Source organism: Rania fehmarnensis (genome assembly GCF_056494185.1).
In genome coordinates this window covers 2,399,569-2,413,272 of sequence record NZ_CM151398.1, presented here as the reverse complement: position 1 = coordinate 2,413,272, position 13,704 = coordinate 2,399,569, and the positions used below count along the sequence as shown (strand labels likewise).

Below are 13,704 nucleotides of genomic sequence, written 5' to 3'. Positions count from 1 at the left end.
ACTAACTCTCGCCATTGGGCGGAATGGAACTGGGTTGGAGTACCTGGAAATGAGGCGGCCGTTTTTTCGCCTCAATTTTGAACAAATTTTGGAAATATCCGTCACAGGGCCGGAGTTGCTGCAATTAGTTCATGAGCTGCACTATTTTCCAAAACCAGCGATCACCCTCATTTACGCTTTTTCGAGAGCCTCACTCTCTCAGCCGCATTTGCCCCTCAATAATGCTTGTCACGTCTACGCATCCCACCGATCAACAGTTAGCAGCATTCTTGCTCGGCAACCTGGCCGATGACTTGAGTGATGAGATCGAGCAGCATTTGGAGAACTGTGCGGAATGCACCCAAAAGGCGATTCGACTGGCTGCTCGGGATGACGTGACAGAGCTGATCAAGTCGGCGGCCTTGAGCCCGGCTATCATGCTCGAGCAATCCAATTCTGCCGCCATCGGGACTTCGAAGTGGCGTTTGGAATCGTTTAGTACGCTCGACTCGCTCAACCTGTCCGGCGTCGACCTGCAAAAGAGCTTTAACGAATTCCGCCAGCTAATGCCGCAGGCAATCGAGATGCCGGCCGGCCTGCTGAATCATCCGCGATACCGGATCGTCCGCTGCATCGGTCGAGGCGGCATGGGCGTGGTGTGGTTGGCCGAACATCAATTGATGCTCCGCCGAGTCGTGCTGAAATCGATTCGCACCGAACTATTGGCCAAGCCACAAGCCGTCGAGCGCTTTGCCAACGAAGTGCGAGCCGTAGGTCGCTTGAACCACCCCAATATCGTTTCCGCCTACGACGCGGAACAGATCGATGGTTCGCTGTACCTGGTCATCGAATACATCGAGGGAGAAACGCTGGGTGACATGCTCCGCCGCGGCCCGCTGAGCATCGAAGATGCCTGCCGATATATTGCCCACGCAGCTCGTGGGCTGGAGCATGCACACCAAGCCGGCATCGTGCATCGCGATGTGAAACCCAACAACATCATCCGTTCGCTGAATGGTCAAATCAAAGTCCTCGATTTCGGTTTGGCCGGCCTGGCAGAAATCGAAGAGGGACCAACGGCCACGAACCTGGTGATGGGAACTCCGGATTATATCTCGCCAGAGCAAGCGACTCATCCGACCGAAGTCGATGCCCGCGCGGACATCTATTCGCTGGGCTGCACTCTGTATCATCTGATCACGGGGAGTGCGCCATTTCCCGGTAGCTCGGTACTGGTCAAGATCGACTCACATCGCCACCAAGAGCTCGGGCGACCCGAAGCGATCCCCGAGTACCTCTGGAACGTCATCAGCTGCATGATGGCCAAGAAGCCAGAGGATCGCTACCAATCAGCCGGACTGGTCGCGGAACTCTTAGGTGACATGGAGCGCCTCAAACTCCCGCCACACAAACTGGGACGAAAGTCGCTGGCCATTTGGCAAAAGGTTTCGCTGTTGATGCTCTTCCTGGCCCTGGCGCTGCCTGGCTTGACCTTCCTGGCAATGAATGCCCGGCAAGCCAAGCCAACAGCTCAAGCCGCCGGGACCGTGCGCTCGGAAGATGTCATGGCTGACAGTTTCGAAGCTGCTTTGCTGCAAGCGGCTGAGGCCCATAGACTGCTCAGTGCACCCGTGCAGACGGACAACCAACTCTTGGCGCGACATGCTGCTCTGGTCGCAGAAGTTGCCTGGGGGCCAGACGGACGGCACGTTTATTCTGCCGGCTATGACGGCACAGTCCGTGAAACGCCCGTGGGCAGGCAGAGGCCGTCGCGCATTTTCGATTTGGGCAGCCACAATTTTATCATGAAATTTGCGGTCACTCCCAAGGGCGAACTGTGGATGTGCAGCTCCCAAGGAATCTCTAAGTGCTCGCTGAATACATTGAACCAACCTGTCCAGTTGCCACACACATCTGAAACCATCATTCGCCCGGTCGGCAGCGAGGACTACTTCATCAAGGGACCGGATTATAGCTCGTTCGCAATTTCAGCCGCGTCGGAGAAGATCGCTTGGGGAAGCAATCTGGGCATCCTAAGCATTTGGGATCTGGACAAGCAAACTACGATACAGCAACTGGACATGGGATCGACCATCTATGAGGTTCAGTGGTCGCCATCCGGAGAAGCAATTTTGGTCGCCGGCGATTTCGGAATCCGCCTCATTCGAGAGACCGATGGCGCAACGCTCTGGCACTTCGCGCGCCAGTCCAGCGGGACGATTGTGGCCAGATTCAACGACGATGGCTCGCAAGTAGTAGCCTCTCAGTGGGGCGGTAAGGTTGTGATTCTAGATGCGGCCAGTGGCGCACTCAGCCAGACCATTGAAAGCGATTCGGGTGATACATCCATCGGCACGAAACTCTGTTTGCTGGGAAGCAATCAGCTGGCCACCTCGTCGAGCAATTCTGAGATTCGCATTTGGGATGCTGAAACGGGGCGGTTAGCCAAACGTCTGCAGGGGCATTCGGGATACGCCTACGGATTGGCGACAAACGCCTTGGGACAGCTCGCCAGCGGCTACCAGGATGGCACCGTGCGGCTATGGAGTCTATCGGATGATCGACCACTACAGATCGAGCAAGCAGACACAGCCCCTGGTGACTCTGCACAAGTCTTTCTTGGCGGGAACGCGAAACAACTTCGACAGTGGCTCTTGAAGTTGCCGCCAGAGTCAAGCGTAGTTGAGCTGAGTCATATGGCTGGCAGTCAAGATTCTGGCAATCGAGACGATCTCTTCCAAGCCATTGCCTGGTCACAGCTTGCGAATTCCACCTACTGCATGAGCGTTGATTTAACACCCACTCAGACAAACAACTTGCGGAATGCGCAAGGGCCAATGAAGAATCTGAGCCAGTTTCCCACGGCTACTGCCGACCTGGCCAGCACGCTCAACACTCCCATTACATTTCTCGATCGATACGCGGCCCACTGCGAAATCGACGACACCCAAGTAAATTGCGAGACCATTGGAGAGAACATTCGAGCTTGGAAACTTGGTCGTGTGCGTCCAGTTTCATTGCTTCTGACATCGGCCGATTCATCACCGCTCGGTGCCAACCAGTCGTACCGCGTGAACCTGCAAGCTTGTTCGGATGTCGACTGGGATGTAGCGATCGAGTTAACGGCCGCTGAGCTCCGAGAGTACGTCGAATCGGCGCGGGCTCGCAACTATCGGCCGTCATTTGTTTATGGTTTCGGCGTCGGTCCCTGCAGGCGCTACGCAACGCTGATCGTTAAGAACCAGACCAAAGCCGATTGGCACTTGGATATCGACATCACCTCATCTCAATGGGACACGCAATACCCGCGTCGATTGGATCAAGGCATGCGTCCTAGATCGCTTACTTCTCAACAACTTGACGGAGAGCCCCTCATGACCGTTCTGTGGTTGGATAACACCGAAGCGGAGGTGCCCTAATGGAAACTTCGCTGACCTGGCTTGGCCGCATGGTCGATGAACCGACTAGCGACGACTGGCGTTATATGCTCGATATTTATTCGCCGCTGCTCTCACTATGGGCCAGCCGAGCCGGAGTGCCGGCGACCGATCAAGATGACCTGGTGCAAGAAGTCGTACTGGTCGTGTTGCGACGCATCGGTGAATTCAAACATCAACATCCCGGAGCCTTTCGCGGTTGGTTGCGAGTCATCTTGGCCAACCATCTGAAGCATTATTTCCGCAGTCGGAAGTTGCAAGCACATTTGCGTTTATCGCTAGACGACATGACCGATAACAGTACCCAACTGTCGCAGCTATTCGATTTTGAGCATGATCAGTTCATGGCCAACCTGGCGATGAAGCAGGCCGCCGGTGACTTTTCACCTTCGACCTGGGCCGCGTTCGAGTTGCAAGTGGTCCAGAATCTCTCAGCCGACGTCGTGGCTGATCGCATGGGATTGTCGATCAACGCCGTCCTCAAAGCCAAGAGCCGAGTGTTGAAACGCATCCGCCAAGAACTAGCTCGCCTGGCATATTAATCCACTAAACCACGGTTTTTGGAGTGCTGTGGCGTTAGCCACGGCTTTGACTTTCAGAGCGACTCAGGCTGCGGCTGGAGACTTGACTTACATCAAAGCGGTGCCAGATGGCACCGCACTCCAAAACCGAGGCTAACGCCTACGGTTTAGGTTAGAGAATGTTGGCGGCGGCCAGCGCTTGAATGCAGAAGTCGATATGTTCGTTGAGGTCGACACCAAGCTCTTCTGCGCCGCGGACAATGTCTTCACGCGATACGGCAGCCGCAAAGTTCTGGGCCTTCATCTTCTTGCGTACGCTCGAGGCCGTTAAGCCTTCAAACTTTTGCGGGCGCAGAATCGCGCAGGCCACTAAGAATCCTGACAGTTCGTCACACGCGTATAGCGTTTTATCCAGTGGCGACTGACGCGGATATTGGTCAGCCAGATAGTCGGCATGCGAGAGAATCGCGTAGATCACTTCTTCCGGATAGCCGCGCTCGCGCAAGATCCGACTGCCTTCCAGCGGATGAGCAGGCGCATCGGGAAAGCGTTCGTAGTCAAAGTCGTGTAGTAACCCCACGCGTCCCCACAACTCTTCATCCGCGCCAAACTTGCGCGCATAAGCGCGCACCGTCGCTTCCACAGCCAGCATATGCCGCTTGAGACTATCGTTCGTGACGAACTCGTCGATCAATGCCAAGTCGGTTTCGCGATCGGACATAATGTGACCTCGTTGGCTAATTGTGGCATAGGCTTCCAGCCTGTGTGGTATAGGCTTCCAGCCTGTGTGGTATAGGCTTCCAGCCTGTGTGTGGCATAGGCTTCCAGTCTGTGTGTGGCATGCTCTTGCCACCACCCAGCTTCTACCCTTGGCTAGTAATGGCATCAGGGTGGTTCTTATGCATCCACAATCCCAAACCTGGATCGGCGATGTAGTAGAACTCGTCCCCGCGCGCATCGCGATGCCAACCGTTTTGGCGACCAGCGGGCTGATACAGTTCGGTCATCTCGCGATGATCGGCATAGCTGTAGCTGACGCTCTCAATCTCTTCGCGCGAAAGTTTGCCCGGAGCGTAAACCACTTCAAAGCGTTTATCGGGCGTACCGTGAATCAAGTGGGCAGCCGCGGACAAGTTACTGCGCAGGTCATCGTTATTGGCCACTGCCTCCAGAACTTCTGGCGTAGTGATGTAACCGTACTTGCGAATCATGCGATCGATCTCGGGGTCTTCGCCGAAGCCATCGACGCCTGGGGCGATGATCACCAATTGACCGCCGTCACCGACCAACATCCGCGTGCGATACACAGCTTTGTTAGCCAGCCAGGTCTTCTTGTATTTGTGAGCGCTCATGGTGACCACAACCGTGCGAGGGGCGCGTTCGATGACAAAGCAGTTCACCTGTGCGGCCAAGTCGCCTGCGGCGAAGAACACGTCGTGAGAATTTCCGGCGAATACACCGCGGACTTTCTTCTCGCCCGTCGGCAACGACTCAACGACCGTCAGCACATACCAGATAGGCATGTTTTGGCAGTACAGATCTTGAGCTCGATTCAGGATACGGCGCAGCGGTGTGTCGCAGCGGCCCATGGTCTTTTCCATGCCGCACAGCGCGCTGAGGTAATGGCTTTCGTTGATGCCATCCTTGCCGCCGGTACCCACGAAGACGTTTTTGTTGTAGTTGGCCATGCCGATCACTTCGTGCGGCACGACCTGGCCCAGCGATAAAATCAAATCGTGGCCGCCTTCCAGCAGCAGTTTATTGACTTGCGCTTTCCAAGGCTGTCGGAATCGGCCACCGGTCGCGGCGCTGACAAACTCCGCATCGACTTCGCCTAGCGTGGTCACGTCGTCGCGCCAGCGATGCACGCGCACCAGTTCATGCGGGAGCCCTGGAAACATGTAATTAAGTTCTTCGGCAGTCATGGCCACGTGGGTACCGAGAGCCGGCATGACGTCGACCAGACGATCTCCCAACATTTCCCAAGCGAGCGTCGTTAGCTCGCCCGCACGGCTATCGCTGCGCGTGTGATCTGGTGGCAATGCCAAGACGCGCTCCGGCCCGCCCACACAATCGAAAATCGCTTGCAGAGCTTCACGAAATTCGGCTGGCCCCAAGTCACAATCGCGACCGCCATGCGCGTAGACAACCGTCATTATGGGTCTTTCTTGGCCGCCAGGCCACAGAAGGTCTGTTAGCGTTCGCGGAACACGATACGGCCTTTGGAGAGGTCGTACGGCGACAATTCGACCCGCACCTTATCTCCCGGTACAATACGAATAAAGTTCTTCCGCATGCGGCCTGCCACGTGGGCCAGCACTTCGGTTCCGGTGTCCAACTGGACTTTGAACCGCGTGTTGGCCAGCGCCTGAGTAACAGTACCTTCGACCTCGAAGGCTTCTTCTTTCTTTGACATACAGCTTCCTGAAGGGTGTGATGTGTGATTAGACTTTGTCATGTTATAAAGGATAGAGGTCCCTTCCGTCCAGGAAGGAGTGTCTGTTGGAGTTAATGTGGATCAATTTGTTTTTGTAGTTTGCCAGCAGGGCGCCGAAGTGCCGCTGAAGGCCCAGGCGTTGGCCACCGGAGTATGGCGGTTAGCCTTCTCGCGCCCAGGATTATTGACGCTCAAAGGCGCCCCGTCGCGGCATCCACGCGATGACGCTTGGCAGCGCAGCCCGCTGGTGCGGCTGATGGGCACCGGGCTCGGCTCAGCCAAAATCGAGCTCGCCCAAGCCGGATTTGAGAAAGTTTGGCAGCTGGCCAGCGAGAAATCTTCACAACCTTTTGATGCCATTCACATATTTCAACGCGATCGCGCGCTGCCAGGTGCGTACAGTTTCGAACCCGGCGTGAGCGAACTGGCCACCTCGATCGGCACTGAAATGTCAAGCTGGTTAGCCAGCCGCGACATCTCGCTGCCCATCAATCAAGCGGCCAAGCCTGGGCAAAGAGTGCTCGATATTATCGTCTCCGAACCCAATCAGTGGTTCATCGGTCAACATACTGTCCAGGCCACGCACGAACGTTGGCCTGGTGGAGTTGCACCTGTGGTCGCGCCTCCCGAAATGGTCAGCCGAGCCTATTTGAAAATCGCCGAAGCCCTAATGTGGGGGCAGTTGCCGATCGCTGCTGGCGACAAAATCGTCGAGATCGGCAGCGCACCGGGTGGAGCTTCGCAACGCTTACTCGACTTGGGTTATAACGTCACCGGGATCGATGCCGCTGAGATGGACGAGCGGGTGGCTGAACATCCGCGTTTTGAACATTGGCGGAGTAAAGCCGCTGCGGTCCGCCGCCGACTCTATCGCCAGTTCAAATGGCTGGTTTGCGACGCGAATGTGGCCCCGAACTACACGCTCGATATCGTCAATGACATTGTCAATTACGAAGGCACGCAAATTGAAGGCATGGTGCTGACGTTTAAACTGTCGAGTTGGGATCAACTGAAATTTTTAGATGAACAATTGAGCGCCATCAAACAACTGGGATTTGCCAAGGTCATGGCCAGGCAGTTGGCTCACAATCGCCGCGAGTTGTGCGTGGTCGCCAAAAGAACTTGAAATGGTTTGCCAGACGGTCGCTGCTCGCAAGAGGAGAGGAAAGTCCGGGCTTCATAGGGTAGAGCGGTCGGTAACGCCGACCAGCCGCAAGGCTAGGGATAGTGCCACAGAGACTTAACCGCCGAACGGTCGAGGCATTCGCAAGGGTGCATCGATGCGTGGTAAGGGTGCAAAGGTGAGGTAAGAGCTCACCAGCGATCGAGGTGACTCGGTCGGCTGGGTAAACCCCGCTCGAAGCAAGATCAAACAGAGAGCAAGCGAAGCCGAGGTTGCCGCAAGGTGACCAACGCATCGCGCGAGCTTATCCGGCTCGCTATCGACACTCGGGTAGATCGCTCGAGGCCGCGAGCAATTGCGGTCCTAGATAAATGACCGTCACCGGCGAAGGCTGCCAAGCGCAGCTGGTCGTCGACGACAGAACCCGGCTTACCGGCGAACCATTTCTTTTTTAATCTTTCAGACAGTGCATATTGGCCATCGATATGCCTGAGACGATTGATCCGATGATACCCACAAACCCTTGATCGGTTCCGCACAAAAATAAATTTGGCAAGTGTGTGGTACCGTCCAGGCGTTTCTCCGGTGCACCATACACCGCGCCATTATCATGCCACGTAAAGCGACGAATGGTCTTCGGGGTAAACACATCAGTATCAATGGTATGGCCACGGAAGTCGGGCACAAATCTCACGGCCGAGGCCACGCTGCGATCGTACCACCAACATTTCTGGCGCACGTAATCAGCCTCGCTCAGCGTAGCCCAACGATCGAAATTGGCGATCGTGGTCAATCGCATAATGCCATCGTTTAGATTGCCCAACTCTTCAGGGTACATATAGTTATTGGGGCTGCACACGACACCGGTGCGCAAGTCGCACATCTGGTCTTCAGGCTTGCGCCAATGAAATTTTTCGCTGTCGTTGTAGAAGACGATGGTGCTATCGAAACCCAATTGCTTTGGTTGACAATCCAAGACCGATATCGATTCAATAAACGAAAGTTGACCAGCTCGGTCGGGTACTTCGTCCGTAATGTCGTCGCACAAACGCATCGTCTCGACGATGCCGGCGCTAGACAGAATGCGTTTAGCTTGCAGTTCGGTACCGTCATCCAGTACAACTCCAACCGCTCGATTGTCATCGACTTGGATGCGGGCAACTCCGCTGCGCAGTTTGAGCTCGCCACCCAGCGATCGAAAACGTCTCACCAGCGCGCGCAGAATCAGTCGTACACCTTTGAAGGGTCGTGCGAATCCTTCCAGGAAGATGCTGCGGAACATGATGCAGAACTGGCCATAGTCCATATCATCTTCGCGGGCATTGCCGTACCACATCAGCGGACAAAGCAGCATCTCGACGAGCAGTGGTTCGGAAAAAATTCCGCTGAGAAACTCGCGGGCTGAGCCAGCGAAGTTGTCTTGATTGAGATCGTCGTAGTCGGCCAGTTGGCCCAGCATCCGCTCGAAGTTATCGCGCTCTGTCGGAAACTCGCGGGCAATTTCAGCTTTTAAGAATTCAATGTCATTGGTGAATCCCAATCGGATACCGGGAAAAGCGATCGCGCTGCCGATCTGCTCGGACAGCTCGAATTCGTCCCATTTGAAACGCAACTGGCGGAGCAGCCGCGCTAGCGGACCTTTCTTGGCCCCGGCGGGTGTGAAATTGGTAACCGCATGCAGGCCTACATCGTAATCGCGGCCATTCATGCGATAGAACGAGTTGAGACCGCCGATCGTAGTGTGCCGTTCGAGAATGCACACTTTTTGATCGTAATGAGCCAAGCGGATACCGGCCGCCAAGCCCGACATACCAGCCCCGATAATGATGGTGTCGTACACACTCGCTCGCTACAGATCGCGCATTTTGGGTTCCAGATACGTCACGGTGCTATCCATGCTAGCCAGTTGGCCGTAGTCTTCTTCCGGAATCTGTACGCGATGGCGCTTGCGAAGTTCCATGACGATGTCAAGGAAATCCATGCTATCGAGTTCAATTTGATCGCGGAATGATTTGCTGTCGTCCAGCCCGCTAAGATCCTCGTCAGGGGCGATATCTCCGAGGATGTCGATGATTTCTTCACGGATTTCGGCAGGGGTCATCCTGTCAAAACTCCTCCGGGCTGTGGCAAACTATGGGACTTAAGACCGACCTTGTGGGCGATTCCAATTAAGTGCTCAAGCTTACCGCCAACTTTCGTTTTCCGCCAGGGTCCCCGTCGTTGCCAGTGAGCCGATTTCCGAGTATCTTCGCGCAGTGGTTGTGGCATAGGCTTCCAGCCTGTGTGTGGCATAGGCTTCCAGCCTGTGTCTTGCAGCCTAAGCAGGCTGCAGCATCTCAGCCTGTGTGCAAAGAATTTGTAATTTGTAGGTTAGGTTCAGCGCAGAGCCTTTCACGAAAACGGACACAGGCTAGAAGCCTATGCCACAACAAGCGGCAAGCCTAAGCCACACAGGCTAGAAGCCTATGCCACAAACGAAATCAGCAAAACAGTCAATCCTGGGGAGTAACCGTTCACATGAGTGTTGCCACACCGACCATTGAGCAGCTGGCTATCAATACGATCCGCACTTTGAGCATGGACGCGGTGCAAGCTGCCAATAGCGGCCATCCAGGCACACCCATGGCTTTAGCACCGGTGGCCTTTCAAGTCTGGACGACTGCTCTGCGCTACGATCCGCATGCACCGCTGTGGGCTAATCGCGATCGATTTGTGCTCAGCGTCGGTCACGCATCCATGTTGCTCTACTCGATGATTCATTTGTCGGGAATCCGCGCGGTGGATCACGATGGCAAGGTGCTCTCTCGCGCTTCGATAACGCTGGACAACATCAAGAAATTCCGACAACTCGGTAGCCCTTGCGCTGGTCACCCCGAGTTCGGTGAAGCTGCAGGCATTGAAACGACCACCGGCCCTTTGGGTCAAGGTTGTGGAAATAGTGTTGGTATGGCGATCGCCTCCAAGTGGTTGGGCGGGACCTACAACCGACCAGGCTTCGATCTGTTCGACTACAACGTGTACACGCTGTGCGGCGACGGCGACTTGATGGAAGGCGTGTCCTACGAAGCCGCCTCGATCGCAGCCCATTTGAAACTTTCTAATTTGTGCTGGATGTATGACGACAACCACATCACCATCGAAGGCGAAACCGATTTGGCCTTCAGCGAAAACGTGGCCAAGCGTTTCGAGGGCGTGGGCTGGAACGTGGTCCGCGTGGCAGACGCCAACGACCTGGCAGCCATCGCGAAAGCTCTGGATGCGTTTCACGCCTGCCAAGACAAGCCCACGTTAATCATTATTCGCAGCGTGATCGGTTACGGTTCGCCCAACAAAGCCAACTCGCACGGTGCCCACGGCGCGCCGTTGGGTGACGAAGAAATCAAACTAACCAAAGCCTTCTACGGCTGGCCAGTCGACGAAAAGTTCTTGGTGCCCAGTGAAGTGCCCGAATACTTTGCCGAGAAAGTTGGGACGCGCGGCGCAGAGGCTCATAAGCAATGGCAAGCGTCTTTCGACAAGTATCGCACACAGTTCCCTCAAGAAGCGGCCGAGGTCGATGCCATCATCGCGCGCAAACTACCCGCTGGTTGGGATGCCGGACTAAAACCTTTCGAAGCCAACGAGAAAGGCCTGGCCACGCGTGTCAGCAGCGGCAAAGTGCTAAATATGTTGGCACCCAAGCTGCGCTGGTTGGTAGGCGGTTCTGCCGACTTGGCTCCCAGCACAATGACGCTGCTGGATAACGAAAAAGATTTTGAAAGCCACAACTATGCCGGCCGCAATTTTCACTTCGGCATTCGCGAGCACGGCATGGGTTCAGTCCTTAACGGCATGTCGCTGTGCGGCTTGCGATCGTATGGTGCAACCTTCTTCGTCTTTACCGACTACATGCGCCCCGCCATGCGCCTGAGCAGCATCATGCATCAACCGGTGATCTACGTGCTAACTCACGATTCGATTGGACTGGGCGAAGATGGCCCCACGCACCAACCGGTCGAGCACCTGGCCGCGTGCCGAGCGATTCCTGGTTTGTATGTTTATCGACCGGGCGATGCGAATGAAGTAATCGAATGTTATCGTTCGATTCTGTCGCAAGACCATCATCCAGCGGCGCTCGTACTCTCGCGCCAAAACTGCCCGACCTTGGATCGCACTCAAGTTGCCCCCGCCAGCGGCGTGGCCAAAGGTGGTTACATCCTCAAGGATTGCGAAGGCACACCTCAAGCGATCATCATGGGTACCGGCACCGAACTGGCGCTGTGTTTAACCGCTCAAAAAGAATTGGCGGCCGCTGGTTATCGCGTGCGCGTGGTCAGCATGCCATGTATGGAACTGTTCGGTGATCAATCGCCCGAGTATCGCGACAGCGTACTGCCACCCAAGGTATCAATTCGCATTGCATGTGAAGCGGGACTGCGACAAGGCTGGGATACATTCATTGGTCATGGCCCTTTTGTCGGCATGAGTAGCTTCGGCGGATCCGCCCCAGCCAACTTGCTGTACGAACATTTCAAGATTACCGCTTCGCAGATCGTCAGCCATGCTAAAATAGCCATCGACGGCGTCAAGGAGTAACAAAAAAGGGGTCAGGTCTCTTTTCTCATGGTGAAGAACTGGATCTGGCACACTGCAAGCAAGAAATAGACCTGACCCCTTTTTCTTAAGGATGAGCGCGGATGAGTGTGGCAGATTCGAATTCGAAAAAGCGTGATCGGGGCCGCAAGGATCGGGACGGCAAAGACCCACCGATGCGCGTCGATGAGATCCTCGATCGCTCACCGCCGTGCGATGTGTCGGCTGAAATGGGAGTCTTGGGCAGCATCTTGCTACTGCCCGATGTGGCCAATGATTTGACGCTCGTCTTACGGCCCGACGATTTCTACGACGATGCCAATCGCAAACTCTACACGCACATGATGGCCATGTTCGATGCCGGCGTGAAGATCGACGTCATGCTGCTGGTCAATCGACTCAAGCAAGCCAACGAATACGACCTGGTCGGTGGCAGCGCGTACTTGGCCAAGCTAGCCCACAGCGTGGCTAACGCCGCGCACGCGGTTTACTACGCGGAGATCGTGCGCAGCAAAGCCACGTTTCGGAAGTTGATCGAAGCCAGCACCAGTATTCTGCGCGACGCTTACGATGAATCCTTCGATTCCAAAGAACTGCTCTCGCAAGCCGAGCAACGCGTCTTTCGCATTCAAGACGAACGCAGCAGTCAAGCGGCTGAATCGATCAATGACCTGCTGACCAAAGCGCTCGACCGCATCGATGCTCGACTGCGCGGTGTGCATACCGAAGGTGGTGTCGATACTTACTTCACCGATTACGATGCGATGAGCGGCGGATTGCACAATGGCGAACTGATCATTCTGGCGGCGCGGCCTTCGATGGGTAAGACTGCCTTCGCCATGAACGTCGCCGAGAATGTGGCGCTGCGCGGCAATGTGCCCGTGCTGTTCGTGAGCTTGGAAATGTCCGGCATCGAACTGGCCGATCGTTTATTGTGTTCGGTCGCCCGCGTCAACGGTCACCGTCTGCGCAACGGCACGATCAGCCAAGACGACCGCAAGCGGTTAGTCGAAAAAGCGATGGAGATCAGCAACGCACCGCTGTACGTCGACGACGCCCCCAGTCGTACGGTCAGTGAAGTTGCCGCCGTGGCGCGACGTATTCGCCAACGCGAAAAGCGAATAGGCTTGATCGTCATCGACTACCTGCAGCTGATCGAACCGGATAACGCCAAAGATCCACGTCAGGAACAGGTCGCCAAAATCGCTCGGCGCCTGAAAGGGATGGCGCGTGAAATCCAAGTCCCCGTGTTGTGCCTGGCTCAGCTGAACCGGCAAGCCGAAGAAGGCAAAGACCACCGACCTCGTTTGAGTCACCTGCGCGAGTCGGGTGCGATCGAACAAGACGCCGACGTCGTCATGTTCGTTCACCGCGAAGAGTATTATCATCGCGGCGATGAAGCCACCCAATACGCCGGCCAGGCTGAAATCATTATCGCCAAGCAGCGTAACGGCCCCATCGGTGATGTCGAACTGATCTGGGAAAAAGAGTACACCCGCTTCAGCGACAAAGCTCCCGATCGCCACAGCGAATTCGACAGCTACTCCGATTTCAAAACACCTGGCGCGTTCTAACTAAACCGAGGGCGTTAGCCGGCTAACGCCCTCGGCTTAGGTGTATGTATAATCAATGCCT

10 protein-coding genes and 1 other RNA gene are annotated in these 13,704 nt (G+C 55.6%); 6 read left to right on the top strand and 5 right to left on the bottom strand.

The genetic code is table 11. The features are described 5' to 3' along the window. Window positions 1-221 precede the first annotated feature (221 nt). The gene (locus SH573x_RS07970) at window positions 222-3,398 is read left to right on the top strand and encodes a WD40 repeat domain-containing serine/threonine protein kinase (RefSeq protein ID WP_479353982.1); all 3,177 of its coding nucleotides are present in this window, start codon (window positions 222-224) and stop codon (window positions 3,396-3,398) included. After that, window positions 3,398-3,958, top strand: coding sequence for a sigma-70 family RNA polymerase sigma factor (locus SH573x_RS07965; protein ID WP_479353980.1), 561 nt, complete (start codon window positions 3,398-3,400; stop codon window positions 3,956-3,958). The genes SH573x_RS07970 and SH573x_RS07965 overlap by 1 nt, the downstream gene beginning before the upstream one ends. 151 nt (window positions 3,959-4,109) lie before the next feature. Here SH573x_RS07965 and SH573x_RS07960 read toward each other — a convergent pair whose 3' ends face one another. The 3 genes from SH573x_RS07960 to infA form a co-directional block, all read right to left on the bottom strand. Further along, window positions 4,110-4,658 carry an HD domain-containing protein gene (locus SH573x_RS07960; RefSeq protein WP_479353978.1) on the bottom strand — a complete coding sequence of 183 codons (549 nt, stop codon included), beginning with the start codon at window positions 4,656-4,658 and terminating at the stop codon, window positions 4,110-4,112. Window positions 4,659-4,800: 142 nt separating this feature from the next. Further along, window positions 4,801-6,093 (bottom strand): nickel-dependent putative hexonate epimerase, encoded by a 1,293-nt coding sequence (locus tag SH573x_RS07955; RefSeq protein ID WP_479353976.1) that lies wholly within the window; start codon window positions 6,091-6,093, stop codon window positions 4,801-4,803. Between the two features lie 38 nt (window positions 6,094-6,131). Beyond that, a complete protein-coding gene (infA, locus tag SH573x_RS07950) occupies window positions 6,132-6,353 on the bottom strand; it encodes a translation initiation factor IF-1 (protein WP_479353974.1) in 222 nt (73 codons plus the stop codon). Window positions 6,354-6,450: 97 nt separating this feature from the next. Here infA and SH573x_RS07945 point away from each other — a divergent pair, with 97 nt between their 5' ends. Then, on the top strand, window positions 6,451-7,500 hold the full coding sequence (locus SH573x_RS07945) for an SAM-dependent methyltransferase (protein WP_479353972.1): 1,050 nt from the start codon (window positions 6,451-6,453) through the stop codon (window positions 7,498-7,500). A 1-nt stretch (window position 7,501) separates the two neighbouring features. Further along, an RNA gene (gene rnpB / locus SH573x_RS07940) (RNase P RNA component class A) lies at window positions 7,502-7,945 on the top strand. A 3-nt stretch (window positions 7,946-7,948) separates the two neighbouring features. Here rnpB and SH573x_RS07935 read toward each other — a convergent pair. Then, window positions 7,949-9,337 carry a phytoene desaturase family protein gene (locus SH573x_RS07935; protein WP_479353970.1) on the bottom strand — a complete coding sequence of 463 codons (1,389 nt, stop codon included), beginning with the start codon at window positions 9,335-9,337 and terminating at the stop codon, window positions 7,949-7,951. A gap of 9 nt (window positions 9,338-9,346) precedes the next feature. Next, on the bottom strand, window positions 9,347-9,598 hold the full coding sequence (locus SH573x_RS07930) for an acyl carrier protein (protein ID WP_479353968.1): 252 nt from the start codon (window positions 9,596-9,598) through the stop codon (window positions 9,347-9,349). Window positions 9,599-10,014: 416 nt separating this feature from the next. On the opposite strand from SH573x_RS07930, the gene tkt reads away from it, so the two are divergent. Further along, window positions 10,015-12,072 (top strand): transketolase, encoded by a 2,058-nt coding sequence (gene tkt / locus SH573x_RS07925; RefSeq protein ID WP_479353967.1) that lies wholly within the window; start codon window positions 10,015-10,017, stop codon window positions 12,070-12,072. Window positions 12,073-12,173: 101 nt separating this feature from the next. Further along, window positions 12,174-13,643, top strand: a complete 1,470-nt coding sequence (gene dnaB, locus SH573x_RS07920; protein ID WP_479353965.1) for a replicative DNA helicase — start codon at window positions 12,174-12,176, stop codon at window positions 13,641-13,643. Window positions 13,644-13,704 lie beyond the last annotated feature (61 nt).

What these genes read in the sequence shown, in the direction of transcription:
- tkt (WP_479353967.1), top strand. Translation starts at nt 10,015, where the DNA reads ATGAGTGTTGCCACACCGACCATTGAGCAGCTGGCTATCAATACGATC.
- SH573x_RS07955 (WP_479353976.1), bottom strand. Translation starts at nt 6,093, where the DNA reads ATGACGGTTGTCTACGCGCATGGCGGTCGCGATTGTGACTTGGGGCCA.
- SH573x_RS07970 (WP_479353982.1), top strand. Translation starts at nt 222, where the DNA reads ATGCTTGTCACGTCTACGCATCCCACCGATCAACAGTTAGCAGCATTC.
- SH573x_RS07965 (WP_479353980.1), top strand. Translation starts at nt 3,398, where the DNA reads ATGGAAACTTCGCTGACCTGGCTTGGCCGCATGGTCGATGAACCGACT.
- SH573x_RS07930 (WP_479353968.1), bottom strand. Translation starts at nt 9,598, where the DNA reads ATGACCCCTGCCGAAATCCGTGAAGAAATCATCGACATCCTCGGAGAT.
- SH573x_RS07960 (WP_479353978.1), bottom strand. Translation starts at nt 4,658, where the DNA reads ATGTCCGATCGCGAAACCGACTTGGCATTGATCGACGAGTTCGTCACG.
- dnaB (WP_479353965.1), top strand. Translation starts at nt 12,174, where the DNA reads ATGAGTGTGGCAGATTCGAATTCGAAAAAGCGTGATCGGGGCCGCAAG.
- infA (WP_479353974.1), bottom strand. Translation starts at nt 6,353, where the DNA reads ATGTCAAAGAAAGAAGAAGCCTTCGAGGTCGAAGGTACTGTTACTCAG.